The sequence below is a fragment of the Variovorax nitratireducens genome (assembly GCF_051216545.1).
Taxonomy (GTDB): Bacteria; Pseudomonadota; Gammaproteobacteria; order Burkholderiales; family Burkholderiaceae_C; genus Variovorax.
On record NZ_JBPJZO010000010.1, the window covers coordinates 44,606 to 66,287 of the forward strand.

A 21,682-nucleotide genomic window follows, 5' to 3' on the forward strand; every position below is an offset into this window, starting at 1 on the left:
GAGTGCGCTGGCGTTGCGCTAAGCGATGTGTTGCCGGGTGCGGCCCTGGTGGCAATCAGCCTGTCAGGAGTGTGGCCGCCCGGCGAACGCGAAAAAGCCGCCAGTCTTTCGAAGGGCGGCTCATAAATCTGTGGAGGTGGCTACGCCATCAAAGGCGGCCCGCTATTATTTTTACCGAAACACTCGGTATTTGTACGGCGCGCGAATCGTATCATGATGTCAATGTCGCCGCAAGGGGAATGCATCCAGTGCATGCGAAGTCGTCTATTCGTCTATCGCGAGCCGGAACTGCGTCCCCTTCTTCGGGAAGGCGGAATCGAGCAGGCTCTTGAACATCTCCCATGTCTTACTCGCTCGCATAAGACCCATGACAGCGTGGATGTGGTTCGTGAGGGCCGGATGGCCGACATCGTCGGTGAGCCACTGGTGATGCTTTGTCTTGCGATACCCGGCTTCGGACTTGGGGTTGCGCTCCTTCAGCTCATCCACCAGCCCTGGGGCAAGCCGCTCGTAGACGATGTCTAGGGTGTACTTGCCGACAACGCCAGGTCGGGCGCCTCCCGGCGTCGGGAAGTCCCAGTTCTTCAAGCGGAACATCTGCCTATAGAACTCGTCGGGGAAGCGCTTGGCCCAGGCTGCATGCTCCTGCAGTAGATATTTGTCGAGCAATGCCTGCAGGGCGTCACGGTCGCGAACCTCTTGGTAGCCGGTCGCCTCGTCGATCAAGGCGGTGATGCCGACCTTGGCGAGCGATCGGACGAGCATTTCGCAGCGCTGGGCGACGGGCAGCTGCGATGCGGCCAGCAGTCCGGCCTGCCGCGCCTCCAGATGCACCTCGCACACCATAGGGAGCAACGCCGCTTCGAAGCCCTCCGCTTTACTGCCCTTGTCGGTCACGAAATCGACCTGCCTTAGTACCGGATCTAAGTTGTTGATTATTAAAGGGAAAAGGTTCTTTGCCTCTAGGAAAACGGGCAATTCGGTCCCAGAGTACTTTCGACCTCGCCATGTGCGGCCAAGCGCAGCCATCATCCCGCGCGTAGTGAGCACGCGCCGCCCATCCTCAAGTACATAGCAGGGCAAGACGACATCGCCAAAGCGAACCTCGCCGGCATGCGTCGCAGACGGAACCCCAGCCTTCTTGTAGGCCCCCTTGCGGGCGATTGCGCTGCGCTCTTCAGGTGAAAGAGCGAGCGCTCTTGCAATACCTCCCGCGGCCTTCGGCTTGGTCTTCGCTTGCATATTTACCTTTCAAGCATCTCTGCTTGCTTGATCATAATGCAAGCACATTCACGTTGCAAGGGTCAGAGATCGAGCCTTGGCGCCAATGCCTTCATCGCGGCGGGGCCCGCCCTGCTCTGCTCACGCTCCATTTGCGCCACAAGCCAGCCAGCCAATTCCCGCTGCTCTAGATTGAATTGACGCTCGAAAGGCACCTTTCCATCGCCTCTGCAGGGTTTGCAATCGTGAGGGCCGAGCGTCGTGGATCCGGGGATCACCAACGTTCCATGACCACCGCAGGCTTTGCACACGCCGTCTCTGTGCCATGCAAGGCAGGCTTTCGCCATGTCTGATGCTCCCATGCGGTTGAGCCTGACTTTCGTTGTGCGGGCTCGGCGCCAAGCCATGTCACTCAACACCTGGACGATGATCATGGAAGCGCCGTTGTCCCCTGCGAACAGGCGCTCGAGCGCGACGGCCAGAGGATGGCCCTCCTGATCCAGCGTTCGGGAAGCCAACCCCATAGCTCCCAGCACATCGGTATCGCTGAAGGTTGTCCGCTCATCGACCGTGAGGCAACTCGAACGGATGGCGGATGCGTAGCGGTCGGCGATCTTCATGCCGTCTCCTTTGTCGCTTCTTCAGCAATGAGCAGCCACTGTTCCGGCGTCTTGTCGGATGGGTCGCAGTCGAGGAAGTCGCGCAGTTCGTCGCACTGGTGCATCGCGGCGAAGTAGCCGTTCTGCGTGGGCTTGCAGCGGGCGTGCTGCCGCATCAGGGGCAGGAGTTCGACCAGGCGGTAGCGCTGCTCTGGTTTCATAACGCGCCACCTGTAAACTTCCTGAGCATCTCGTCAATCGGGCTTCCCGCCGCTCCTGGCATCTGCTTCGCCTTCGCAAGAGCGACTTTTGCGTTGCGAACCAGAGCGATGAGGACTATCTGGTTGCGGGCCATTACTTCCAGGTTCACCTTCATACCGTCGAGCGCCCGCTGGGCTTGAACTTCCATTTCTTCGAGCGTCATGCGATTTCCTTTGCTTCCACCACATCCGGCGTCAGCCGCCCGTCGAACGTCGCTTCCCACAGAAGCCACGTCTCCCACTGCTTGAACGTCCACAGGTTCCAGTAGCTCGGGCACCACGCCATGTCGTCCTGAGGCGGCAGGAGGTCAACCAGGCCGGCAAGGAACGGGTCGGCGTTCATGCGCACGAGGATCCGAGGCGCTGCGTTCATTCGGATGCGCGCCAAGATGCAGAGGACAAGGGCGATGGACAGGAAGGTCAGCATGCGTGCCTTTCAGTCGGAGCTACTGCTCGACGACGAACTGCCCCATACCAAACGAACACCAGCGCCAACAGGGCAGCTGCAGATGGAAGGATGAGGATCAGGCCGGCGATCGGCTTGAGGATGTCGTGGATGGTCTTTTCGTTGTTCATGCGTCAAAACTCCTGATGTCTGGAATCGGTACGTTGGAAGGCCACAGGCCGCGCTTCACGAGCTCGCGGACGGTGGAAACATGCGCTGCCCACCACATAGAGCGGCGCTCGTCGCGAGCGAGCCGGCTGCCTTGATCGAGCATTGCGTGCGCGGCGTAGCTCAATGCCGCAACTCGGTTGTCATCCGCTTTGAGGCTTTTGCCCTTGCCGTGCTCTGCCCAATTCGAATGAGCGGCGCAGACTGTGCCGTCACTGACTCCGGTGTGCTGGCACGGAATCTGCCGGCAGGCTTCTAGCAATGCCTTGCTTCGGATGGCGACTCGCTTCGGGTAGGAGACGATCGTCATGCAACAACCCCCAAAGCTCTCAGCGCCTGCTCTGGCGTCTCCACCACGAACAGCGGGCCTCCATATGGCACCCAAGCCATATGCCAATCGATCTGAGACGGCCGAAGCCTTCCCCTGACGTGCGGCTCCTTGACTTCCATGAGTACCGTCCTGCCGGCATGTCCTACAAGGAGGTCAGGGCACCCACCACCTACAGCCCCCAAGCTCTGCACCGAAGCGCCGGCCGCACGTAGCGCCGAAACGATCTGCGTCTGGCTGGCGTCGATCTTTGCGGCGCGTCTCATGCTGCCTCCACAACGCCGTGCATCGCCATGAATGCCAGCGTGTACTCGATGAGGCTCGAGCTGCGGCGAATCGACATCAGAGCAGTCGATTCACGCAGGTTGACAAACTCCCCCTCGATGCCCGGCACCATGTCTGAGCCCTCTTTCGTGGCCTGAGCATGGCCAGACACGAGCAGCACCTTCCATTGGTCGAGCGTTCGGGGCTTCCCGGCCCACGGCAGGCCAGACTTCGCCAGTTCGCCACACATGCTGTGGAACTTGGCGTTCTGGTCGGCGTTGCGGGTTGGCTCGGCCACAGTGACTGTGTGGCCGTCTGGCGCTTCGGCCACGCATGCCATCGCACGGCGTCGGGCTTCCTGGTGCACCAGGCGGAAGATGGCTTTACTCATAGCGACCCACCAGCCAACAGAAACACCGCAGTCCAATGGATGCCAGCCGGCGATCCGTAGGGGTGCGGACAGGCATCGCGGCGCGTCAATCCGTCCTTGGCGGCGCGTCGGGCTTCCCGTTCGATTCCGTGCTTGTCATAGCTGCCGCGAGCGCTGCGGAGAGGCCCGGATGCTCCGGCTCCAATTCCTTCGCCCGCCTCCAGCAATGCAGCTTCCACCCGTTCGTGTACGGCGGCTCCAGCAGCTTCAAGAGCCACGCCAGATGTTGTGCGGTCGTCATTCATCGTGCCGCCAGATCGAAAACGCTGTTAGGGACATGCCACACCGCACGCAGCACCAGGGGGATAGCCTTGCGGCGTGCCGGCTGCCTGCGCTCCACGCCGCCGATCCAGTCGTAGACCGTGCTCAGAGCAACGCCGCAATCCTTTGCGATGTTGCGAGCCGCTTCGCCGGACTGGTAGCGGGCAACCGCCGCGGCTTTGATTTCGTTGTCGATCGTCTTTTGCATTGCGTCCTCTGTTATCTGTATGAAGGCTGTAAGTCCCTATTCATGAACCCGAGTCGGACAGACTCAGCCCTTCCTGGGTGAGCCTTCACATGAACCGTCGCCGTGTTTCATGACCCGTCAGCCGTTCGATGCAAGGGCGCTAACTTCGCCACCCTTTCCCCTGTTTCAGCACCTATCCAACAGTAGGGGACTCACCCTGCGCCGCTGTTGTTAACCTGATCCAACCAGCGCAGTGAGAAAGCAGTTCGTCGCTATGGCACAGCGAACTCCTGACGGCGCGCTTCCATCAACAGTCCACACACCGGCAGCAATCCGCCGCGCTTGTGCACATCGTTGGCGTCTTCGCCTTCTTTGGCGCTCATGCAATAGGGAAGGCCGGTTTCGCGCGCTGCGCGTTCACCAGCGCCGGACGTGTCGTTGTCGGCGAATACGAGGCGCCTACCCTTGGTGAGCAGGCTGGCGACGTGCACCATGTTCGAGTCGCTGAAGCAAACGAGCACAGCCGCGTTCAGGCGCATCTGGCGCACCGCAAGCTCGATGGATAGGCCAGTGGCATACCCTTCGCAGAAAATCGTCTCTGCGGCCGTTCTGGCGCCAAGGCGAAGCACTGCGCCCTTGGCCCTCATGCCGGGAACCATCTTCTTTTCCCACTTCATTTCCGATTCGATCCAACGGATGATCTGGGCGCCCTGCAATTCGTTCGTCGCGAGGTTGCGCATCGGCACCAGCAACTCGCCCTGTGGCAGAACCAGCCCATCGATGTGGGACAACCCTTTGCGAATCAAGTAGTCGTGCGAGCCTGGAACCGTGGAGCGCAACAACATCGCGGCATGCAATGCGGCGTTCTCATGCTTGCGGTCGGCTTCAGCGGCAGAGGCACGGCGCTTCATTGCCCATGCGCGTTTTTCTTCTTCCGTCCATGCCTTGGCGCTCGGATCTTCAAACCATTGCACCCGCGCCTCTGCCGACCAATTGAAGACCCATCCGCGGCCACCATCCCAGAAGTACGCGCCGTTCGTGCTGCGCGGCTTGTCGGTCGTCGGGCAGCGCTTGATCTTGTCGCTCGCATAGAGCCTCGAAGGGTCGATCTCGACACCGTGCGCCCGTGCAAACGTGATGAAGTCGGTCATGCTGGAACCGCCCGATCAGCCGCTTGCTTGGCCTTGACCCATGCAATCGTCTTGGCCTTGATCTTGTTCAACACCGGCCGGCTGATCTCAGCGCCTGGCGTGTTGTCGATGTGCCAGCCCCGCGGAGGGAATTGCCCCACGATGTCGTTGAAGATGTGCGCCGCCCTGCCCTGCATCGTCGCCGGGTTTCCGTGCGAGCGGGCATAGGAACAGGCTTGCTGCCAGAGGTGTTCGTGGTTGTCCGCGGCGCGCGCCTTGCCGATGGTCACCTCGCGCATGTGGCCGGGAATCTGTTCGACCAATGACGTGTTGACGATCTCGAAACCACAGGACATGCAGCGCTTGGCGAACGGCTGATACCCACATGCAGGGCACCCCTTGCGCTCGCCCTCTTCCGGCTCCTTGCGCACCGCCTTGTCGAGCGTCTCGCCCATGTCCAGCACGTCCAGGCCGTCGAAGAAAATCGTGGTGTAGTCCTCGGCGAACCGTAGGATGTTGCCTGAGTGGTCGAGCAGGATGCAATCCTTCTTGCCCGTCTCAGGCGATGCCCGAAGGCCGCGGCCCCACATCTGGATTGCGGTGGACAAGGATTTGCGCAGCGGCCGGCAATCGACCACACAACCCACGTCCGGAACGTCGAAGCCCTTCGCCAGAGCTTCCACGCTGATCAGCACGCGCAGGGTCGAATCGGGCTTCCGGTATTCCTTCAGCAAGTCGAGGCGCTCGGCCTCCTTGGTGTCGGACGTGAACACCGACGCCATGATTCCAGCATTCACGAACTGGCGGCAGAGTTCTTCGCAGTGGGCAATGGTGGCGCCGAAGACGATCGTCTTGCGACCTTCGCCGTACTTGATCCATTCGGCCACCACGTCGCCGATGATCTCCATGCCGCGTTCTTCCGCCGCGCTGTCGGCCCATTCGCCGCTGCTCTTGACCTTCGCGCCCTCCATGTTCGGGCGGGTGCACGAAAAGACACGCATGGGAACCAGCACGCCGGCTTGCGTCAACTCGTTCATGGTTGTTGCATTGACAAGGCGCGAGAAGATTTTTCCCAATCCGGTCGAGAACGGCGTAGCGGACAAGCCGATGACCGCAGCCTTGCAAGTCGCAACGTGCTCCGTCCATGCGTCGTGCTTCGTGTGCGCTTCGTCAACGATGATCACGTCAGCTTCGGGCCACTGACGGCGAGCCAGGGTCTGCGCGCTGGCGATCTGGAACGGCTTGCTGTAGTCGGTGCGCCAGTGGTCGGCCTGGATGATCCCGTGCGCACTCAGGCCGTAGCGGTCGGCCGTGGCGCTGGTCTGGTCGATCAGCGTGCGACGGTCGCAAACGAACAGCGCGCGTTTGCCCTTGGCCAGGGCTTCATGCGCGATCCGCAACCCGAGATAGGTTTTCCCGGAGCCGGTCGGGCTCATCAGGATCTGGTTCTTGTGACCTTCGCGCAAACCCTGCCGCAACGCTTCGTGCGCGGCGGTCTGAAACAGGCGCGGATCAGGAAAACGAGCGTTGCCGTAGTTCGGCGCGAAGAGATCAGACATTCGCTTCGGCCTTTTCAAGCTTCCGCTTGAGCGTCTTGATCCGCGTGATCAACTCGTTCGAGCGGTTCATGTAGCCGTCGCGCGAAATCTTCACTACCGCCAACTCGGCGCGAAGCTGATCGTTCTCAGCCTTCAGCGCGGCGAGCTTGTCGTCAGACTCCAGCAACTTGTGAAGCGTCTCGATGTCTTGGTTTGCGTCCTCAAGCGCCGCGTCGATTTCCTCCTGCGACGGGCCGAAATACTCTGCGTCTTCGGGTTCCTGCTTCACCTTCGGCGCGGGCTTGGGCGCGCTCGCTGCGGCGACCGGAGTGGAATCCGATTCCACCTTGGCAACCTTTTTGGCGATGCTGGTGTCGCGGTTCGCCTTTTGCTTTTCAGCCACGACAGGATTGCGGATGGCTGCCACGAATGGGTGACTGACGCCGCAATGTTCGGCGATCTTCCGGTCGCTCCAGCCGGCCCACTCGCAGTCATTGAGCAGCGTTTCAACCGCCTTCCGCTTGTCCGCGTTGCTGGCCTTGAGGCCGTGCGTGCCGTTTGCCGTGAGGCTGAACAGCACGGCGTCACGCAGCGTCCCTGGGATGATCGATTCGAGAATGGTCTTCTTCCCCGCAGCCTTCGCGGCGAAGAAGCGATGGAAGCCATCGGCCAGCCAACGGTCGGTGCCATCAAAGAAGACTGTCACCGCGGGGAACTGTGCGCCTGCTTTGTAGGCTTCGGCGTACTCGGCGACAGTCTCTTGATTGAGAGAGACGCGCGATTGAGTTCCCCCGTCGATGCGGATCAGTTTCAAGTCAAGCATGTGCGGCCCTCGTCGCGAATGCGGCGCGTACGCCGTCTTGGAAGCGCTTCGTCATGGCCTTCATGTCCTCGAAACCCTCTGCATCCATTTCGAACCACTCGCGGTGCTTTGGGATGGCGTAAGGCTTTAGGTAGCGGCAGATTTCCGTTTCGACGATGCGGGCGAAGTGCTTGGGTTGCGCTCGGCCGACCGACATGGTCACGTAGCCAAGGGCGTGCCGCGTGGCTTCTTGCTTGTAGTACCCGACGCGTTTGCGCGGGTTGCCGGTGACGCCAACCTTCACGCGGTTTGTCTGCGGGAAGAAAACGACATAGTTGAAGTGCGTTGCCGCGGGCGCGTTGTCGTAACTCATTTCCATGCTCCAGACCTACGAACGAGCCAGCCGCCGCACACGCGGAACCAGCGTTGATTGAGAAGGCCGCGCATGGCGAGCCACATGACGATGGTTTTCAACCTGCTACCCCCGCCGCTTTCAATAGGGCTTGCAGTTGCGGCGCTAGGTTCGCCAAGGCGCTCAGCGCGGCGCGCTGCTTCTCGTCATTGCCCACGCAGAATTTCTGCGCCAGGTACAGGATGGGCGTCGTGTCGCCCGTGATCTGGACGTAGCTTTCGAGATCGCTGATTGAGAATCGGCGCGGGTCATCGGGGTTGCCCGACAACTTGCGCGAGAGGTCGGACGGGCTGATGTCCATGTTTGCGGCGATGGTCTTCAGCGGCTTCTCGTTGCTGTAGATGCAGGACTTCACGCACTCAAGCGCGGTGTCATATCGCTCTGCCAGACCGGGACGAAAGTCCAGCGTCATTTGGCTATTGGCGGCTACCGGATTCATTTGGTGCGGTACTTTCCTTAAGGAAAATCAGGCAAAAAAATAGAGTGGACGCATGAAAAACATCCACTCACTGGCGCTCGAACTTCTTCAAATCCTGCTGATGCAGCACGGTGGCGCGGTACTCGTAGACACCAGCGACAGCAGCAAAGGCGAAGATGAAGGTGAGCGTCACGTCGTCGAAGATCCAACTGAGAACTGCTCCGCAGATGCCGATCACGATCAGCAACGCGGGTTCGATCAAGTGATTGGCGAACACGAATCAGGTCGCCTTGGCTTCAGAAGCAGCGAGCGCCTTGCGCAGTCGTTCGACCTTGCTGGCCTTGGGCTCGGTGATGTGATTGAGCCGGAACTTCTCGACAGTCGAGCGCGCGACCTTCGCGGCGTCGGCGATGGCAAGAACTTCCTTTCGAGGAAGCTCCTGAAGCTTCGAGCGGAGGGCCTCAATGGCAGTAGTTTGCTTATCCATTTGCGGATCATAATCCATAAACGGATAGCACTGTGAGGATTTTTTATCCGTCTACGGATTTACCCTTAGGAGAATATCCATGCATGGACAAACCCGAAAAAGTCGCAGACACGGCGCTTCGAGCCATCGTCGGGGACAACCTCCGTCGTCTGATGGAAAAGCGCCCAAACCTGGACAGCAATCCGAAGTTGAGCGTTCGCTCGGGGATCGGGGTTGCCACCATTTCCCGGATCATCAACGGCGAGACTGCCGCCACGCTCGACACGCTGGGCATGCTGGCCCGGGCCTTCGAGTTGCAGCCGTGGCAACTGATGGTGCCAAACCTCGATTCGACCAACCCGCAGATACTCCAGTCGATCTCAGCGAAAGAAGCGGAGCTTTACACGCGGCTCCGGGAGAGCATCGCCAAAGAGGTCGCCACGAGCACGGCCAGCGATTCGGGGTTCGGCACGCTGCCGCCCTTCCACCCGGGCAAGCCTGCCGCGGGAAAGAAGCGGGAGAGTAAGTAGCCATGGAATACAAGCTCATCCCGGACACGATCAGCCACGATACGGTAGAGGCTCTTGCGACTTTGTTGGCACTTGCGCAGGAAGGCGAGATCACTGGAATCTCGTTTGTGTGCACACTGAAGAAAGCGCGCTACATCACCAACGTGGCCGGATGGTGCTACCGAAACCCCACGCATTCCCGGGGAATGGTCTCCTTCCTTGCCGATCAACTCGCTGGCATAGTGCACGCGCGTGATCAACTTGAAACTCGCTAGAGGACATATGAGAACGCTACTACTTGCACTCACCATGTTGTGCACCGGCCAAGTACTCGCACAGCAGGTCAACCTGAAATGCACCCTTACGTTTCTCAAGGACGGCACACAGTCAGAGACTTGGATCGTTGTCGACCCCGTTGCGAACTATATGCGCGTCAACGGCGTGGCGCGCCCCCTCACTATGTCCAATGACCGGTATTCGAGCAGCCAACAGATCGGCGCGTTCACCAAGATCACCGCCATCGATCGGAACACCGGTGAGATCAACGTCTCAAGCCTCTACGAAGGCCAGGTAGTGCTCCCGTACAGAGGAAGTTGCGAGAAAGCTGCACCACCGCCAGCAGCCAAGTTCTAACAACACCTTCGGTCAACCTGGCCCGCCTCGAGCGGGCTTTTTTATGGGCTAAGGGTTTTCACTACAAATATTTTGTGTTGCCCTATCCATTTATGGTTGACGTAGCTATCCGTTCATGGATAATTGACCCAAGCCGAACAAACACCCGGCAGGAGTCAAGAGATGAATCTGAACCGCACGACCCGCCAGCCCTCACAGGCACCGCACGAAGCACAAGCCGAGCGCGAAGCCTTCGAAGCTGCAGTTGAAGTCAAGGAAGCCACGGCCAGCGACTGGCTGATGGCGACGGTTGGAGCGCAGAACGAAGTGCCTCACTCGCGTGGCGAGAAGGTCGTTCAGTTGCGTGCTGCTCCTTCGGAAGACTGGAGCCTGTCGTGAGAACCGCGAAGAAAGCGCCCATCCAGCGCGCACCGGGGTTCTTTTGCTCCTGGCGCCTCCACTGCCGGCATGGCATGCGCCGACTGTGTATGGCTTCCGATCTGACGCAGCTGCGCGAGCGAGGTGCCGCATGAGCGCCCATGACAAGGCACTCGCTGCCTACGAAGCCGAGCTTCTGCAGTTCCGCGCTTTCCTCTCGTACATCGCATTGATTCGGAGGATCGCATGAGAAGCGCCCCCCGCCCAAGCCCAGCGCCCCCCGCCCAAGCCCAGCGCCCCCCGCCCAAGCCCAGCGCCCCCCGCCCAAGCCCAGCGCCTCGCGAACTTTCCTCGCAGGCTCGAGGCCATGCGCCGTCGCATCGTGCGGCATCAGGCTTCCATCGACCGGAACGCGCCGTTCCTCTACGCCGATCAAGCCGAAGCGCTGATGCCGAGCGAAGCCGAGTTGATGGCCCGTGACCGCACCTACTCGCTGATGAAGGCGAACGGCCAACTGGATCGGGATGCAGTGGATCGCGACCGGAAGGCTGAGATCTACCGGGACAGCTTCACGGCACCGAAGGATCTGTCATGACAAACCTCTTCCACCTCCCGTTCCGCTGGTTGATCGCTCTTGCTGTGGTGCTGGTGGTCAGTGGCTTTGGACTCGCTCACGATGACCGGGATTACTACTACGACAACCTCCGCATGACGGACAACACCAAGGAAAAACAATGAGCGCAACCATCATCCCAGAACGTCTCGCAGCCATCGAGGCAAAGAGCCTCAAGAACGGCAAGCACAAGAAGAATGCCGCGCTTAATGCATGTGTCATGGAGGCCGTTGCCTATGTGGCTGGCGAGCCGTGGAGTGACCATCCTGAATGCGCTTGCCCGGTCATCACCTCGTTCTGCGTCTCGTGGAACGACTCGCTGCCGAGCGATGAAGATCGCGACCGACTGCTCAAGCCGCTGATCCCGCTGATTGTCGGCACGCGCTCGACGCCCGAGGTCGAAGAAAAGCGCTCGTACATGGCGCTGGACTGGCTGATTCGCGTGCACACGCCGAAGTGGTTGGACATGGTTCCTGCGCTGCATGAGCGAGCCAAGGAGCTGCGCGAACTGGATGCCATCGTGGACATGGCCGGCGCAACCGCTGCGGGCGTGAAAGTCCGATTGGCAAACAAGGATGCGGCCGCTGCCAGGGCCGCTGCCTGGGACGCTGCCTGGGACGCTGCCTGGGACGCTGCCGGGGCCGCTGCCAGGGCCGCTGCCAGGGCCGCTGCCTGGGACGCTGCCTGGGACGCTGCCGGGGCCGCTGCCTGGGACGCTGCCGGGGCCGCTGCCAGGGCCGCTGCCAGGGCCGCTGCCTGGGACGCTGCCAGGGCCGCTGCCTGGGACGCTGCCTGGGACGCTGCCTGGGACGCTGCCGGGGCCGCTGCCAGGGCCGCTGCCGGGGCCGCTGCCGGGGACGCTGCCGGGGCCGCTGCCGGGGACGCGCTAAAGCCCACTACGGAGTGGCTGCAAGTCAGCGCGCAGAACCTCGTTCGCCAGATGTGCGAGGTGGCGCCGTGAGAGCAACCCGCCTCGATCTGTCGCCGGACAGCGACTACATGGGCTTGTCCAAGTCGGACAGCGACCGCGTATCTCTGCGCCAGGTGCTGCACCAAGACGAGCAGCCCGGCCCTCATGCGCGGTTCGGCTGGCCTCTGGTCTTGTCTCTTGCCTTCATTCTGCTGGCCTACAACGCGCCGGCAATCGTCACCGCCGTTCGGCACTACTTTGGAGTTTGAGCAATGGACCCCACTAACAACCGCTTCTACCGGGAGTCCGCGAGGCCGATGCCACTCAGCGCACCGCGCGCTCCAACGGGCGTTTACGTCTTTGGATGGGACACCGATTGCGACGAAACGATCGTCTGCCATTTGGACTACCAGCCCGAAGAACCGGCCGTGCACTACGGCGATGCGCCCTACCCGGGCTGCGACGAAACGATCACCCTCGTTGCCGCCTACGTCCGCGACGTGGATATCTACGGAATCCTGACCAGAGAGCAAATCGAGCACATCGAAGAACTTGCACTTATTGAAAAGCACGAGGATCTATGAACACCGCTACCGAAGAAATGACCATCGACATGCTGGACGCTTCGCCTGTCGTGCACAACACCCCGGCATTGCAAGGCTCGCGCGAACTGGCGCCAGCACCGGCCGGCCCGATGGGAAATGCCATTGCCTTCCTGCAAGGCGGCGGCGATCTGGCCATGTTGGAAAAGATGATGGATCTGCAAGAGCGTTTCGATGACAAGCAGAAAGAGAAAGACTTCAACCAAGCCTTTGCGGCATTCAAGGCCGAAGCTGTCCGCATCGTCAAGGGAACGCTGATCGCCGATGGCCCGCTCAAGGGCAAGAAGCACGCGAACCTGTTTGATGTGGTCGGCGCCGTCACCCCGGCGCTGTCGATGCATGGCCTGAGCGCGTCGTGGAAGATCACGAAGGACGAACCCCAATGGATGGAGGTGACTTGCACGCTGCGCCACGTTGGCGGGCATAGTGAATCGATCTCGATGGGTGGCGAACCAGATGCCGGCCCGGGCCGCAACAAGATTCAGGCACGCGCGAGCACGAACAGCTATCTTGAGCGCTACACGTTGCTCGCGATTCTCGGCATGGCCGCATCCGATGGCGACGATGACGGCGGTGGCGGGGGTGACTTTGTGCCGGAGCGTCGGGATGTTTGGGCCAAGAAAACGGCCGCAGCGCAGACCGCCAAGGAGCTGCAAGAGGTTCGTCGGGATGGCACGGCCGCGTTCCAGGCTGTCAAAGACCGAGACGGCTATGCCCTGTTCGCGAAACAGGTGAAAGACCGCGCCGCTCAACTGGAGCAGGCAGCATGAAGGACATCAAATTCCGCTGTTCATCCATCGGCAAGCTGATGACCGAGCCCAAGACGCAGAAGGAAGGCCCGCTGTCCGTGGGCGCCAAGACCTACATCCGCGAACTGGCCGCGCAGGAAATCTTCGGAGTGGACTTCGAGGTTTCCAGCAAGCAAATGGAGAAAGGCATTCTGGTCGAGCAGGACTCCATCGATCTGCTGAACCGCGTGCGCGGCCTGGCGCTGGTTAAGAACGTCGAGCGCCGATCGAACGACTTCATCACGGGCGAGTGCGACCTGTTCGACCCTGCCGCCCTCCGGGGCCATGACGTGAAGTCGTCGTGGTCGGTTGCCACCTTCCCCATCGCGACCGTGGACTGTGAGGACAAGCTCTACGAGTGGCAGATGCGCGGCTACATGGCCCTGTGGGACGCCGACGAATGGGAGGTGAACTACTGCCTTGTAGACACCCCCGAGAGGCTCGTCGGCTTTGAGCCGCTGGCAATGCACATGGTCGAGCACATCCCGGAGCACATGCGGCTCACCACCTGGACGGTGCAGCGCGACGAAGCCAAAGAAGCCGCCATGTTCCAGAAGGTCATGCATGCGCGCGAGTACTTCGCCCAAGTGATCGCGGAGTTCGATCGCACGCACGTCATGCTCGAAACGGAGCCCGCGTAATGATCAACACTCTCCCAAGCGGCATGCCCGCGTTGCCCGAGCCTTCGTTCAGGCTTCGATGGGATGGGATGCTCGGCCGCTACTCAGTCAACAAGCCAGAACTTGACGACACCGACTGCTACACGCCCGAGGCTGTCCGCGAGATTCAGGCGGCTGCATTCGCCGCTGGCCGAGCAGAGGCGAGGAAAGAACTGCTTCCGCTGCTGGTCGAGGCCCGCTGCGAGTTGCCTGTGGCCGCTGCAAGTTGGAACGACGATGACGACGACGCACTGGTCAAGTTTCACGTTCCTCGCGTGCTCAACATGATCGGGCGCTTCGACAAGGCTATCGCAGCTATCTCTCAGGAGCCGAAATGACCGCACCCACCAAGGAGGCGAACATCCTGACATCGTCCGATGTTGCCGACAGCATCTGCAAAAACGTCGCAGAACTGCCTGATCGCAACAGCCCTGAAGACTGGCCGGAAGCGATGTTGGTGACGCAAAGCGAGTTGCGCGAGATCGTGCTGGATGCGATTGCGGAATGGGTGGACTTCTCCACGCCTTCATCTGATGACACGCCCTACAACTTGGGCTGGGCATCAGGCTGGGATGCATGCATGCGCGCTTACCCTCCCGCGCAAGGAGATTGAAATGACCGCACCCAATACGCAAGGCCCAGGGCTGAGCGAGCGCGACCGCTTCGAGGCATGGGCGCGCGACAACGGCCATCGCGGGCACCTCGCGCGTTCTGCGAACGGCCCCTATGTCTACGATGATGTCGATGACCTTTGGGAAGCATGGCAAGCCGCCCTTGCTGCCCGCGCTCCAGAGCCCAGCCGCGCAGAGCAGGCGAGCGATGACTGGGTGAATAAGCTGCCGTTCGGCGAAGGAATGACGGCAATGAAAGCTGCCATTCGCGAAGCCCTCGCATCCACTCCGGCGAGCGAGCCCCGTGCAGAGCAGGCGAGCGATCCGATGCAGCCGCTTGTCGTTGATTCGGACGGAGTACTTCGCTTCAAAGAAAACCGCATCGTGTGGGCGATTCTTGAGCACAGCCGAAAGCACGGCTATGGATTGAACGAAATTGCGACGGGCGACTTCACAGCCGATGAGCGCATGCAAGTGGCGCAACTGATCGGCTACAGCTTGGATGGTTATGGGACGCTTTCTTACGTGACTGACGAAAGTTACGAGCGAGCAGTCGCAGCCTCTCCACCCCGAGCGCCGGGTGTTGGGGAACAGTCGTGAGCACGCCATGCCCAACTTGCAAAGCGCCTTGCAAGACAGAGGTACTGATGCGAGGCGGAGATCATGGCTGGGGCACGACCGATCTTGAACGAACGATCTACCAGTACGCGCCCGCTGCGGCTCACGAAACGCCGAATACGAGCCACAACGCAGCTTGTGGATCGCAGGCTGAACACAAGGCCACCGAACAAGCGCAGCCAGCGCAATGCGGTTGGATCGACGAATGGGGCAACCTATTCCCAATGGCAGCAAAGAGCGCGTCCAAGACAAGTTGGATGGACGCTCACAAGGCGAACTGGCGACCCGTCTATCTCTCCACCCCAACCGCCGCGAGCGCATCCGCACCTGCCAAAAGGAAGTGCGAGCCGCCCTGCTTTAACTATGGCACTGGCGTCGGATGCGAGTACTGCTCAGCCATGTCTACCACTCTGAAGGACGCGAAATGAAAACCTCAGCAACCTACATGTACGAAGCCTTGCAGTGGATGGGCATCGCCGTTGTCTTCTGGCTGGTCGCGGCCGGATTGATTCGGGGGCGGGAATGAGCGTCAGACCACGTTCAGCAAAAGAACGTTCAGCAGCGCTCGAAAAAGAAAACATGGCTCGCCAAGACTTGCTGAACCAGCAACGTAGAGCGAACCATCGCACTGTTCTTCAAAAGCAGCGTGACAAGAAGCTGGAAGACAAGGTAAGAGCCGATCAAGCCAAATGCAAAACGCCAGGCGCGCTCTATTCAATCAGCATCCTGAACCCGCCGCAAGTTGTGTCGGTGAGCGTTGAGTTGCCAGCCTCCGTTGATCGGATGAACCAACAGACAGCAATAGAGCTGGAAGAAAAGCTGCATAAAGCAGTTGAGCGCGTCCTCGCTGGCTTGTTCCATCGCCAAAGCCACCGGAGCACCCCATGACAAATCCTGATCTGCAACCGCTGGCCGGCGCGCTGGAGGCGGCACCGCACGACCACGAATGGCGGCAGCATCCCGTGACAAAGGAAATGATCTGCCGATACTGTGGCATCCCGCGCCCCGTCCGCTCCCTCGTCGGCCTGAGCACTCTGCGAAATGTCATCGAGACGCTACGGGCCACGGGCAGCTATTCGGACGAAGAAGGCGAGGCAACGAACCACCTTGCAGACTTGGCCGATTCGCTCAGTGCTCCGACTCCCCAGCAAGGCGCTCCAGAGGCCGTCCTGCCGCATGACGTGGTTGTCGGACACGCCACGTTCCGCAAGGGCGTGAAGCTGTCCACGTTCATTCTGGCTGCGCAGGGATGGCATCGCGTTGCCTATGCGGATGTGTACGCTCTGACCGCCGAACAGAAGGCCGAGAACTTCCGCCGACTCACCACCCCGCAGCCGTCAGAGGCCAGCGCAGCGCCAGTGCAGGGATGGATGAAATGCGCGAGAACTGTGATCGACGTTCATCGCTCCGGGCAGGTTAAAGACTACCGCGCTGCACATGAGGCGGCTGTCACCTTGCTGGAGACAATGCTCGCCGCCCCGCAGCCAGTAGAGGCACCCCGGGAGTGGACGCCCGGCGAACCTCCGCGCGATGGCGCCACCTACGAGATGCGATGCCTTTGCAAACTTGACGGCCATTCGTGGGTGGCTTGGCAATCGAATGGGTGGTGGAATGGAGAAAAGTTTGTCCGACGCAACCAGTTTCGCGGTGGCACCGACGCACTTTTGCTTTGCAGCCACTGGCGCCTCCCGGAGCAAGAGGCCGGGGGCATAGGAGCGGAGGTGCTGCATCGCATGAAGTACCACGCGAACATCGACGGCGAAGGCGATTGGGAGCTTTTCCCACTGGATGCCGACGAGTGCAAGGACTGCTTCGAAGTGCTCATCGTCCGTGCCACTCCCGCCACCGCCCCCATGCAGGCACATGAGCCGACCCCCGCAGCCCTGACCGACCCGCAACTGGTAGAGCACCTGCATGCCAGAGGCTGGCGCGTAGACCTGACCGATGCGCCCATGCTGCGCGAGGCTGCTGCGGCTCTGGGCGGTGCGCCTGCCGGGGATGTGAGCGATGCGGTGATTTCTGGCTACTCCCTGTTGGTCAGCGAAAAGCGGTTCGCCGATGAAATACTGATCCAGCGCGCACGGCAGATCGACGGGCCGGCATTGTGGGCGGTTCGCTTGAATGGCGACTGCCTGAACCGGAATGGTCTATGGGAATGGGAGCCAATGCCGAGCGGCCGAGACGACGAGTATCTGGCGCGCTGCCGCTTCGACTCCGCAACGGATGCAATCGCAGCGGCTCGGGCGGCTCTGCGCAATGGGGGCAGGCTGTGACTGCCTACTACAACGAAATCGACCCATACGCGGCCCAGTGGCTGCGGAACCTGATTGACGCCGGCCATATCGCACCGGGCATCGTTGACGAACGGAGTATCGAAGATGTTTTCCCCAGCGACCTCCGAGGTTTCGCGCAGTGTCACTTCTTCGCCGGGATTGGCGTCTGGAGCTACGCCCTTCGGTCTGCCGGATGGAGCGACGACCGACCTGTTTGGACTGGCTCCTGTCCGTGCCAACCTTTCTCCGCGGCAGGCAAAGGAGCTGGGTTTGATGACGAGCGGCACCTCTGGCCGGCTTGGCACCACCTCATCAAAGAGTGCGCGCCTGGCGTCATCTTGGGCGAACAGGTTGCAAGCCTTGACGGACTTGGCTGGCTCGACCTTGTTCAATCTGACTTGGAGGCATCGGGCTACGCCAGCGGGGCGACCGATCTTTGCGCTGCGGGCGTCGGTGCCCCGCACATCCGACAGAGGCTCTGGTTCGTGGCCCACTCCAACAACGCGAGACTGGAAGGACGGGCAGCAGTGCGACAACGTGCCGCTCAACGCCCTATTGGGTCGCGTGGCATGGCTGGCAAGCTGGCCGACACCAATGGCTGGCACGCCGGCGCAAAATGGGAACAACGCAGCCGGCAATACGGACAGCAGTCGGCAGACGGTGGATCTTGCATCTTGGGCGACTCCGAGTGCATCGGGCTTCGAGGCGAAGGATTTGGGGCGGATGTTGCAGCGCCGGCAGGAATGCAAGGAACGGACGGGCAACGGGAATGGGTTCGGCTTGAGCCTCGGTCAGCAGGTACTTCTGGTTTCTGGGCCGACTGCGACTGGATTGCATGCCGAGACGACAAGTGGCGGCCAGTTGAACCCGGCACATTCCCGCTGGCTCATGGGGCTACCGCCCGCGTGGGACGCCTGCGCGCCTACGGTAACGCGATCAACGCGGAAGCGGCCAAAGCTGTGATCGCCGCATACATGGAGGCAACCCCATGACCCCTCTCACCGACGCCCAGTGCGCCGACTTCCGCAGCCTTCCGACAGAGCGCGAGGTTTGCGTGTGGACTTACGACTGGGAGAGCAACTGGTGGACTGATTGCAAGAACGGCTTCACGTTCAACGACGATGGCCCCAAAGCAAACGGCTTCAAGTACTGCTGCTATTGCAGCAAGCCCATCGTGGAAAACATCCCTGCCGACCCTGACAGCGCACCGCTGGAGGGGGATGCACTGCCATGAGCAAGACGACGACAACGAAGCAGGCGCACGTCCTGGATGCGCTGATCGCCACCTACCCGCACCTCTTGCGGAAGGGGTGGCGCAAGCAAATCGCACTTTCCATCCCGCCTACGGAAGACTCCGATGGCGACGCGGAGGAGTTTGCCGCTTTCATCTCGGATCTTGAGTTGGAGCCAGATGCGGTTGCGCTGGAACCTGAGTTGCGAGAAGTGATCTTCTTTGAGGTCGAAGTTCACAACCTGATGAGCGACGCGAAGCTGCAGCGGTACGGGAAATTGGCGATCGATTTCTTGGCTTTCGAGATCCACTTCGGCGTGATGACGGTCAACAAGCACGGCCATATCAACGAAATCGACATGCTGCCGCACTACGGCGCATGGCTCAAGGAGGTTCAACGTGAACGACTTGCTCACCATTGAAGACATTGCCGCGATGCACCATTGCTCGATGCGGCACGCACGGGATGTGTTGGTCAAGATCCCCGGCTTTCCCGAGGAAGCGCCGACCAGCACCCCGCGGAATCGGCTCTGGCTGCGCAGCGAAGTCCGCGCATTCATTTCCAGAAAACCCGCACGAATCCCGCACATCAGGCTGCAAGCCGCATGAATACTAGAGACTGCTGCCGTGGTGTGGCACGAGCAACAGGTGCGCGGCGAGCGAGGTCTCGCGCCGGAGCAGCGCACTTTCCTGGTCGCGTTCGATGTCGCCGGCCAGGAGCGCGACCGCATGGCCGTTGGAAATGCGAAGCACGCACGAGACCGCATTCGGTTTTCCGGCCTTTTCGTAGTCGGCCGCCACGGGATGCAGGAACTCGAAATGCACGCCATCCCATTCCCACTGCTGGCCGGCCTCGCAGCGCTGCGAAGGCCGCAGCGCCTGCAACGGATGGGAGGGCTCGATCGAGCTGCGCAACCGGGCCTGCGGCTGCATGGCCAGCACCGCTGGGGCGCCGCCGGTGTGGTCGGCGTCGCGGTGGCTCAGCACCAGCGTATCGAGCCGCTCGTCGAGCGCCCGCAGCAACGGAACGAGGACGCGGTGGCCGGCGTCGCTTTCAAGGCTGTACTGCGGGCCGCTGTCGTAGAGCAGGCTGTGGCCCGCGGTGCGCACCAGCACCGCGTTGCCCTGCCCGATATCGGCTGCCAGCAACCCGAACTCGCCGGCAGGCGGCCGCGCGGGCTGCCACAGCAGCACCGGCAACAACAGCGGCAACCCAAGCGCGCGCACCGAAGGCGGCAGACGCATCGCCAGCAACACCCCACCGGCGACACCGCACAGGGCCAGCCAGCCTGGCGGCGCACCGCTCGATACGGTGGCGAAAGGCCAGCCCGCAAGCCATTGCAGCAGCAGCGCCAGCGCCTGCACGGCCCAGGCCGCCGCATGCCACAGCGACGGCACCAGCACGCCGAGCATGGCCAGCGGCGTCACTACCAGCGTCACCCACGGAATCGCAACTGCGTTGGCCGCGAGCCCGACCAGCGAGACCTGCTGGAACAGCAAAAGACCCAGCGGCGCCAGTGCCAGCGTGACCACCCATTGCTCCCGAAACATATGAAGCAATCGGGCTGTGGCACCTGTCCTGCCCTCGCGGGACGCGCCTGAATCCGTCGCAAACAGCACGCCGACCGCGACGAAGCTGAGCCAGAAGCCGGCCTGCATCAGCGCCCAGGGGTCGAGTGCCACCACCACCGCGCAGGCGGCCAGCCAGAGGTTGGGCAGGGGCCAGCGCCGCCCCGTCAACCGAAGCAGGGCGACCGTGGCCAGCATGCACACGGTGCGCTGCGACGGCACGCCCCAGCCGCTGAAGACCGCGTAGAGCGTGGCCAGCAGCACCCCGCCCACCAGCGCCGCATGCGGTGCCGGCCACCACAACATGCAACGTGCACTGCGTCGCCAGAGCACGCCCACGAACGCCGCCGCAAGCCAGGCGAACATGGTGATGTGGAGCCCCGAGATGCTCATCAGATGCGCCACGCCAGTGGCCCGGAAGATGTCCCAATCGGCCCGATCGATCGCGCTCTGGTCGCCCGTCACCAGCGCGGCGATCACGCCCGCAAGGCGACGGTCGGCGACGCGCGCGAACACCGCGTCCCGCACCGCTTCGCGGGCCCGCTCGACCGGGTGTTGCCAGGTGCCGCCCATGCGCTCGGGCGCCACATCGCGCGCACCAGTGCGCACATAGCCGGTGGCCTGCACACCCTGCTCCCACATCCACAGCTCCTGGTCGAAGCCGTGTGGATTGAAATTGCCATGCGGCGCCTTGAGCCGCACGGTCATGCGCCAGCGCTCTCCGGCGTGCAGGGCGGCCGGCGGGCGCGGCGTTTCAGGCGGCTTGTCGAGTTGCGTCGCGGACGGCGCCGGGCGACCCCAGAGCCCGGTGTTTTCCGCGTACCAGCCCAGTGAAATCGTGGCTGGCCAGCGCCGCAGTTCGCGGGGTTCGGCACCCTGCGCCTGCCCGGCCCAGCGGGCCGACTCGACCTCGAGCCGGAAGCGCAGCGCACCTTCACCGCGTTGCGGCATCTGGGCGACCACGCCGAGCACCTGCAAGTCGCGCCCTTCCAGCGCCGGGTCGAGCGCACCCTCCGCATAGACCGCGGCACGCGCACCCGCCAGCGCGAAGCCCATCAGCGCGCCCAGCATCAGCGCCAAGGGCCAGTTCGCGCGGCCGACTCGCTGGCGGTGCTGCCCAAGCAGCCACAGGCCCGATAGCGACACAGCCCCTGCGCAGGCATACACAGCGACCGGCCAGAGCGCCGGCTGCTGCAGTTGCAAGCCGGCGCCAAGCACCGAGCCGGCCATCGCCACGAAGGCCCAGGCCCGGCGCGCGGCAATGCTGGTGTCATTGCCGGCGCTCACGATCGGAGTCTCCCTCGCACGATGCCCATCCTCCCTGTTGACGCGCTGCGTGGCGCGTTAATTGCTTTGCTGGTGGGCTAGTATGCGTGTGTC

Annotated in this window: 37 protein-coding genes; 20 read left to right on the forward strand and 17 right to left on the reverse strand. The window is 61.9% G+C overall.

Annotation, left to right across the window (positions count from 1 at the left end; translation table 11 throughout):
- Positions 1-264 precede the first annotated feature (264 nt).
- The 16 genes from ACSFA8_RS20710 to ACSFA8_RS20785 all read right to left on the reverse strand — a co-directional run bounded on the left by ACSFA8_RS20710 (position 265) and on the right by ACSFA8_RS20785 (position 8,950).
- A complete protein-coding gene (locus tag ACSFA8_RS20710) occupies positions 265-1,242 on the reverse strand; it encodes a P63C domain-containing protein (protein ID WP_435481360.1) in 978 nt (325 codons plus the stop codon).
- Positions 1,243-1,304: 62 nt separating this feature from the next.
- Positions 1,305-1,841 (reverse strand): hypothetical protein, encoded by a 537-nt coding sequence (locus ACSFA8_RS20715; protein ID WP_435481361.1) that lies wholly within the window; start codon positions 1,839-1,841, stop codon positions 1,305-1,307.
- Positions 1,838-2,041 carry a hypothetical protein gene (locus ACSFA8_RS20720; protein ID WP_435481362.1) on the reverse strand — a complete coding sequence of 68 codons (204 nt, stop codon included), beginning with the start codon at positions 2,039-2,041 and terminating at the stop codon, positions 1,838-1,840. Before ACSFA8_RS20720 ends, ACSFA8_RS20715 begins: the two co-directional genes overlap by 4 nt.
- The gene (locus ACSFA8_RS20725; RefSeq protein ID WP_435481363.1) at positions 2,038-2,244 is read right to left on the reverse strand and encodes a hypothetical protein; all 207 of its coding nucleotides are present in this window, start codon (positions 2,242-2,244) and stop codon (positions 2,038-2,040) included. The genes ACSFA8_RS20720 and ACSFA8_RS20725 overlap by 4 nt, the downstream gene beginning before the upstream one ends.
- On the reverse strand, positions 2,241-2,507 hold the full coding sequence (locus ACSFA8_RS20730; RefSeq protein WP_435481364.1) for a hypothetical protein: 267 nt from the start codon (positions 2,505-2,507) through the stop codon (positions 2,241-2,243). The genes ACSFA8_RS20725 and ACSFA8_RS20730 overlap by 4 nt, the downstream gene beginning before the upstream one ends.
- Positions 2,501-2,656 carry a hypothetical protein gene (locus tag ACSFA8_RS20735; RefSeq protein ID WP_435481365.1) on the reverse strand — a complete coding sequence of 52 codons (156 nt, stop codon included), beginning with the start codon at positions 2,654-2,656 and terminating at the stop codon, positions 2,501-2,503. Before ACSFA8_RS20735 ends, ACSFA8_RS20730 begins: the two co-directional genes overlap by 7 nt.
- Positions 2,653-3,003, reverse strand: coding sequence for a hypothetical protein (locus ACSFA8_RS20740; protein ID WP_435481366.1), 351 nt, complete (start codon positions 3,001-3,003; stop codon positions 2,653-2,655). Before ACSFA8_RS20740 ends, ACSFA8_RS20735 begins: the two co-directional genes overlap by 4 nt.
- Positions 3,004-3,283: 280 nt before the next feature.
- A complete protein-coding gene (locus ACSFA8_RS20745) occupies positions 3,284-3,676 on the reverse strand; it encodes a recombination protein NinB (protein ID WP_435481367.1) in 393 nt (130 codons plus the stop codon).
- Between the two features lie 280 nt (positions 3,677-3,956).
- Positions 3,957-4,184 carry a helix-turn-helix domain-containing protein gene (locus ACSFA8_RS20750; protein WP_435481368.1) on the reverse strand — a complete coding sequence of 76 codons (228 nt, stop codon included), beginning with the start codon at positions 4,182-4,184 and terminating at the stop codon, positions 3,957-3,959.
- Between the two features lie 251 nt (positions 4,185-4,435).
- Positions 4,436-5,314, reverse strand: coding sequence for a toprim domain-containing protein (locus tag ACSFA8_RS20755; protein WP_435481369.1), 879 nt, complete (start codon positions 5,312-5,314; stop codon positions 4,436-4,438).
- Complete coding sequence (locus ACSFA8_RS20760) at positions 5,311-6,852, reverse strand: DEAD/DEAH box helicase (protein ID WP_435481370.1); 1,542 nt, start codon at positions 6,850-6,852, stop codon at positions 5,311-5,313. The genes ACSFA8_RS20755 and ACSFA8_RS20760 overlap by 4 nt, the downstream gene beginning before the upstream one ends.
- A complete protein-coding gene (locus ACSFA8_RS20765) occupies positions 6,845-7,645 on the reverse strand; it encodes a hypothetical protein (RefSeq protein ID WP_435481371.1) in 801 nt (266 codons plus the stop codon). The genes ACSFA8_RS20760 and ACSFA8_RS20765 overlap by 8 nt, the downstream gene beginning before the upstream one ends.
- Before the next feature lies 1 nt (position 7,646).
- Entirely contained in the window at positions 7,647-8,006 is a 360-nt protein-coding gene (locus ACSFA8_RS20770; protein WP_435481372.1) for a GIY-YIG nuclease family protein, read from the reverse strand.
- A gap of 97 nt (positions 8,007-8,103) precedes the next feature.
- On the reverse strand, positions 8,104-8,457 hold the full coding sequence (locus ACSFA8_RS20775; protein ID WP_435481373.1) for a phage regulatory CII family protein: 354 nt from the start codon (positions 8,455-8,457) through the stop codon (positions 8,104-8,106).
- A gap of 94 nt (positions 8,458-8,551) precedes the next feature.
- Entirely contained in the window at positions 8,552-8,740 is a 189-nt protein-coding gene (locus ACSFA8_RS20780) for a hypothetical protein (protein ID WP_435481374.1), read from the reverse strand.
- A gap of 3 nt (positions 8,741-8,743) precedes the next feature.
- A complete protein-coding gene (locus ACSFA8_RS20785; protein ID WP_435481375.1) occupies positions 8,744-8,950 on the reverse strand; it encodes a hypothetical protein in 207 nt (68 codons plus the stop codon).
- Between the two features lie 83 nt (positions 8,951-9,033).
- On the opposite strand from ACSFA8_RS20785, the gene ACSFA8_RS20790 reads away from it, so the two are divergent.
- From ACSFA8_RS20790 to ACSFA8_RS20885, 20 genes are all read left to right on the forward strand, one after another.
- A complete protein-coding gene (locus tag ACSFA8_RS20790) occupies positions 9,034-9,459 on the forward strand; it encodes a helix-turn-helix domain-containing protein (protein WP_435481376.1) in 426 nt (141 codons plus the stop codon).
- Positions 9,460-9,461: 2 nt separating this feature from the next.
- Positions 9,462-9,713 carry a hypothetical protein gene (locus ACSFA8_RS20795; protein ID WP_435481377.1) on the forward strand — a complete coding sequence of 84 codons (252 nt, stop codon included), beginning with the start codon at positions 9,462-9,464 and terminating at the stop codon, positions 9,711-9,713.
- 7 nt (positions 9,714-9,720) lie between these two features.
- On the forward strand, positions 9,721-10,071 hold the full coding sequence (locus tag ACSFA8_RS20800; RefSeq protein ID WP_435481378.1) for a hypothetical protein: 351 nt from the start codon (positions 9,721-9,723) through the stop codon (positions 10,069-10,071).
- Between the two features lie 162 nt (positions 10,072-10,233).
- Positions 10,234-10,449: a hypothetical protein gene (locus ACSFA8_RS20805; protein WP_435481379.1), complete on the forward strand. Its 216-nt coding sequence runs from the start codon at positions 10,234-10,236 to the stop codon at positions 10,447-10,449.
- 346 nt (positions 10,450-10,795) lie between these two features.
- Positions 10,796-11,023, forward strand: coding sequence for a hypothetical protein (locus ACSFA8_RS20810; RefSeq protein WP_435481380.1), 228 nt, complete (start codon positions 10,796-10,798; stop codon positions 11,021-11,023).
- Positions 11,020-11,166, forward strand: a complete 147-nt coding sequence (locus ACSFA8_RS20815) for a hypothetical protein (protein ID WP_435481381.1) — start codon at positions 11,020-11,022, stop codon at positions 11,164-11,166. Before ACSFA8_RS20810 ends, ACSFA8_RS20815 begins: the two co-directional genes overlap by 4 nt.
- Positions 11,163-12,002, forward strand: coding sequence for a hypothetical protein (locus tag ACSFA8_RS20820; RefSeq protein ID WP_435481382.1), 840 nt, complete (start codon positions 11,163-11,165; stop codon positions 12,000-12,002). The genes ACSFA8_RS20815 and ACSFA8_RS20820 overlap by 4 nt, the downstream gene beginning before the upstream one ends.
- On the forward strand, positions 11,999-12,220 hold the full coding sequence (locus ACSFA8_RS20825) for a hypothetical protein (protein ID WP_435481383.1): 222 nt from the start codon (positions 11,999-12,001) through the stop codon (positions 12,218-12,220). The genes ACSFA8_RS20820 and ACSFA8_RS20825 overlap by 4 nt, the downstream gene beginning before the upstream one ends.
- 3 nt (positions 12,221-12,223) lie before the next feature.
- Positions 12,224-12,535: a hypothetical protein gene (locus ACSFA8_RS20830; RefSeq protein ID WP_435481384.1), complete on the forward strand. Its 312-nt coding sequence runs from the start codon at positions 12,224-12,226 to the stop codon at positions 12,533-12,535.
- Complete coding sequence (locus ACSFA8_RS20835) at positions 12,532-13,323, forward strand: ERF family protein (protein ID WP_435481385.1); 792 nt, start codon at positions 12,532-12,534, stop codon at positions 13,321-13,323. The genes ACSFA8_RS20830 and ACSFA8_RS20835 overlap by 4 nt, the downstream gene beginning before the upstream one ends.
- Positions 13,320-13,982: a hypothetical protein gene (locus ACSFA8_RS20840; protein WP_435481386.1), complete on the forward strand. Its 663-nt coding sequence runs from the start codon at positions 13,320-13,322 to the stop codon at positions 13,980-13,982. The genes ACSFA8_RS20835 and ACSFA8_RS20840 overlap by 4 nt, the downstream gene beginning before the upstream one ends.
- On the forward strand, positions 13,982-14,338 hold the full coding sequence (locus ACSFA8_RS20845) for a hypothetical protein (protein WP_435481387.1): 357 nt from the start codon (positions 13,982-13,984) through the stop codon (positions 14,336-14,338). Before ACSFA8_RS20840 ends, ACSFA8_RS20845 begins: the two co-directional genes overlap by 1 nt.
- Positions 14,335-14,613 (forward strand): hypothetical protein, encoded by a 279-nt coding sequence (locus ACSFA8_RS20850; protein WP_435481388.1) that lies wholly within the window; start codon positions 14,335-14,337, stop codon positions 14,611-14,613. The genes ACSFA8_RS20845 and ACSFA8_RS20850 overlap by 4 nt, the downstream gene beginning before the upstream one ends.
- Before the next feature lies 1 nt (position 14,614).
- Positions 14,615-15,211 (forward strand): phiTE_015 family protein, encoded by a 597-nt coding sequence (locus ACSFA8_RS20855; RefSeq protein WP_435481389.1) that lies wholly within the window; start codon positions 14,615-14,617, stop codon positions 15,209-15,211.
- A 540-nt stretch (positions 15,212-15,751) separates the two neighbouring features.
- Complete coding sequence (locus tag ACSFA8_RS20860) at positions 15,752-16,117, forward strand: hypothetical protein (RefSeq protein WP_435481390.1); 366 nt, start codon at positions 15,752-15,754, stop codon at positions 16,115-16,117.
- Positions 16,114-17,502 carry a hypothetical protein gene (locus ACSFA8_RS20865; RefSeq protein WP_435481391.1) on the forward strand — a complete coding sequence of 463 codons (1,389 nt, stop codon included), beginning with the start codon at positions 16,114-16,116 and terminating at the stop codon, positions 17,500-17,502. The genes ACSFA8_RS20860 and ACSFA8_RS20865 overlap by 4 nt, the downstream gene beginning before the upstream one ends.
- The gene (locus ACSFA8_RS20870; RefSeq protein ID WP_435481392.1) at positions 17,499-18,494 is read left to right on the forward strand and encodes a DNA cytosine methyltransferase; all 996 of its coding nucleotides are present in this window, start codon (positions 17,499-17,501) and stop codon (positions 18,492-18,494) included. Before ACSFA8_RS20865 ends, ACSFA8_RS20870 begins: the two co-directional genes overlap by 4 nt.
- Entirely contained in the window at positions 18,491-18,736 is a 246-nt protein-coding gene (locus ACSFA8_RS20875; RefSeq protein ID WP_435481393.1) for a hypothetical protein, read from the forward strand. The genes ACSFA8_RS20870 and ACSFA8_RS20875 overlap by 4 nt, the downstream gene beginning before the upstream one ends.
- Complete coding sequence (locus ACSFA8_RS20880) at positions 18,733-19,155, forward strand: hypothetical protein (RefSeq protein ID WP_435481394.1); 423 nt, start codon at positions 18,733-18,735, stop codon at positions 19,153-19,155. Before ACSFA8_RS20875 ends, ACSFA8_RS20880 begins: the two co-directional genes overlap by 4 nt.
- Positions 19,133-19,342, forward strand: a complete 210-nt coding sequence (locus tag ACSFA8_RS20885; RefSeq protein ID WP_435481395.1) for a hypothetical protein — start codon at positions 19,133-19,135, stop codon at positions 19,340-19,342. The genes ACSFA8_RS20880 and ACSFA8_RS20885 overlap by 23 nt, the downstream gene beginning before the upstream one ends.
- A 3-nt stretch (positions 19,343-19,345) precedes the next feature.
- Here the strand turns inward: ACSFA8_RS20885 and ACSFA8_RS20890 are convergent, their stop codons facing one another.
- Positions 19,346-21,532: a DNA internalization-related competence protein ComEC/Rec2 gene (locus tag ACSFA8_RS20890; RefSeq protein ID WP_435481504.1), complete on the reverse strand. Its 2,187-nt coding sequence runs from the start codon at positions 21,530-21,532 to the stop codon at positions 19,346-19,348.
- Positions 21,533-21,682: the final 150 nt, after the last annotated feature.

Excerpts from the sequence above, each read along its gene's own strand:
- ACSFA8_RS20845 (WP_435481387.1), top strand. The coding sequence starts at position 13,982 with ATGATCAACACTCTCCCAAGCGGCATGCCCGCGTTGCCCGAGCCTTCG.
- ACSFA8_RS20740 (WP_435481366.1), bottom strand. The coding sequence starts at position 3,003 with ATGACGATCGTCTCCTACCCGAAGCGAGTCGCCATCCGAAGCAAGGCA.
- ACSFA8_RS20875 (WP_435481393.1), top strand. The coding sequence starts at position 18,491 with ATGACCCCTCTCACCGACGCCCAGTGCGCCGACTTCCGCAGCCTTCCG.
- ACSFA8_RS20830 (WP_435481384.1), top strand. The coding sequence starts at position 12,224 with ATGGACCCCACTAACAACCGCTTCTACCGGGAGTCCGCGAGGCCGATG.
- ACSFA8_RS20815 (WP_435481381.1), top strand. The coding sequence starts at position 11,020 with ATGACAAACCTCTTCCACCTCCCGTTCCGCTGGTTGATCGCTCTTGCT.
- ACSFA8_RS20785 (WP_435481375.1), bottom strand. The coding sequence starts at position 8,950 with ATGGATAAGCAAACTACTGCCATTGAGGCCCTCCGCTCGAAGCTTCAG.
- ACSFA8_RS20855 (WP_435481389.1), top strand. The coding sequence starts at position 14,615 with ATGACCGCACCCAATACGCAAGGCCCAGGGCTGAGCGAGCGCGACCGC.
- ACSFA8_RS20760 (WP_435481370.1), bottom strand. The coding sequence starts at position 6,852 with ATGTCTGATCTCTTCGCGCCGAACTACGGCAACGCTCGTTTTCCTGAT.
- ACSFA8_RS20860 (WP_435481390.1), top strand. The coding sequence starts at position 15,752 with ATGAGCGTCAGACCACGTTCAGCAAAAGAACGTTCAGCAGCGCTCGAA.
- ACSFA8_RS20715 (WP_435481361.1), bottom strand. The coding sequence starts at position 1,841 with ATGAAGATCGCCGACCGCTACGCATCCGCCATCCGTTCGAGTTGCCTC.
- ACSFA8_RS20865 (WP_435481391.1), top strand. The coding sequence starts at position 16,114 with ATGACAAATCCTGATCTGCAACCGCTGGCCGGCGCGCTGGAGGCGGCA.
- ACSFA8_RS20795 (WP_435481377.1), top strand. The coding sequence starts at position 9,462 with ATGGAATACAAGCTCATCCCGGACACGATCAGCCACGATACGGTAGAG.
- ACSFA8_RS20750 (WP_435481368.1), bottom strand. The coding sequence starts at position 4,184 with ATGCAAAAGACGATCGACAACGAAATCAAAGCCGCGGCGGTTGCCCGC.
- ACSFA8_RS20850 (WP_435481388.1), top strand. The coding sequence starts at position 14,335 with ATGACCGCACCCACCAAGGAGGCGAACATCCTGACATCGTCCGATGTT.
- ACSFA8_RS20775 (WP_435481373.1), bottom strand. The coding sequence starts at position 8,457 with ATGACGCTGGACTTTCGTCCCGGTCTGGCAGAGCGATATGACACCGCG.
- ACSFA8_RS20805 (WP_435481379.1), top strand. The coding sequence starts at position 10,234 with ATGAATCTGAACCGCACGACCCGCCAGCCCTCACAGGCACCGCACGAA.
- ACSFA8_RS20720 (WP_435481362.1), bottom strand. The coding sequence starts at position 2,041 with ATGAAACCAGAGCAGCGCTACCGCCTGGTCGAACTCCTGCCCCTGATG.
- ACSFA8_RS20735 (WP_435481365.1), bottom strand. The coding sequence starts at position 2,656 with ATGAACAACGAAAAGACCATCCACGACATCCTCAAGCCGATCGCCGGC.
- ACSFA8_RS20725 (WP_435481363.1), bottom strand. The coding sequence starts at position 2,244 with ATGACGCTCGAAGAAATGGAAGTTCAAGCCCAGCGGGCGCTCGACGGT.
- ACSFA8_RS20755 (WP_435481369.1), bottom strand. The coding sequence starts at position 5,314 with ATGACCGACTTCATCACGTTTGCACGGGCGCACGGTGTCGAGATCGAC.
- ACSFA8_RS20800 (WP_435481378.1), top strand. The coding sequence starts at position 9,721 with ATGAGAACGCTACTACTTGCACTCACCATGTTGTGCACCGGCCAAGTA.
- ACSFA8_RS20835 (WP_435481385.1), top strand. The coding sequence starts at position 12,532 with ATGAACACCGCTACCGAAGAAATGACCATCGACATGCTGGACGCTTCG.
- ACSFA8_RS20790 (WP_435481376.1), top strand. The coding sequence starts at position 9,034 with ATGGACAAACCCGAAAAAGTCGCAGACACGGCGCTTCGAGCCATCGTC.
- ACSFA8_RS20890 (WP_435481504.1), bottom strand. The coding sequence starts at position 21,532 with ATGGCCGGCTCGGTGCTTGGCGCCGGCTTGCAACTGCAGCAGCCGGCG.
- ACSFA8_RS20820 (WP_435481382.1), top strand. The coding sequence starts at position 11,163 with ATGAGCGCAACCATCATCCCAGAACGTCTCGCAGCCATCGAGGCAAAG.
- ACSFA8_RS20745 (WP_435481367.1), bottom strand. The coding sequence starts at position 3,676 with ATGAGTAAAGCCATCTTCCGCCTGGTGCACCAGGAAGCCCGACGCCGT.
- ACSFA8_RS20810 (WP_435481380.1), top strand. The coding sequence starts at position 10,796 with ATGCGCCGTCGCATCGTGCGGCATCAGGCTTCCATCGACCGGAACGCG.
- ACSFA8_RS20710 (WP_435481360.1), bottom strand. The coding sequence starts at position 1,242 with ATGCAAGCGAAGACCAAGCCGAAGGCCGCGGGAGGTATTGCAAGAGCG.
- ACSFA8_RS20730 (WP_435481364.1), bottom strand. The coding sequence starts at position 2,507 with ATGCTGACCTTCCTGTCCATCGCCCTTGTCCTCTGCATCTTGGCGCGC.
- ACSFA8_RS20840 (WP_435481386.1), top strand. The coding sequence starts at position 13,320 with ATGAAGGACATCAAATTCCGCTGTTCATCCATCGGCAAGCTGATGACC.
- ACSFA8_RS20770 (WP_435481372.1), bottom strand. The coding sequence starts at position 8,006 with ATGAGTTACGACAACGCGCCCGCGGCAACGCACTTCAACTATGTCGTT.
- ACSFA8_RS20880 (WP_435481394.1), top strand. The coding sequence starts at position 18,733 with ATGAGCAAGACGACGACAACGAAGCAGGCGCACGTCCTGGATGCGCTG.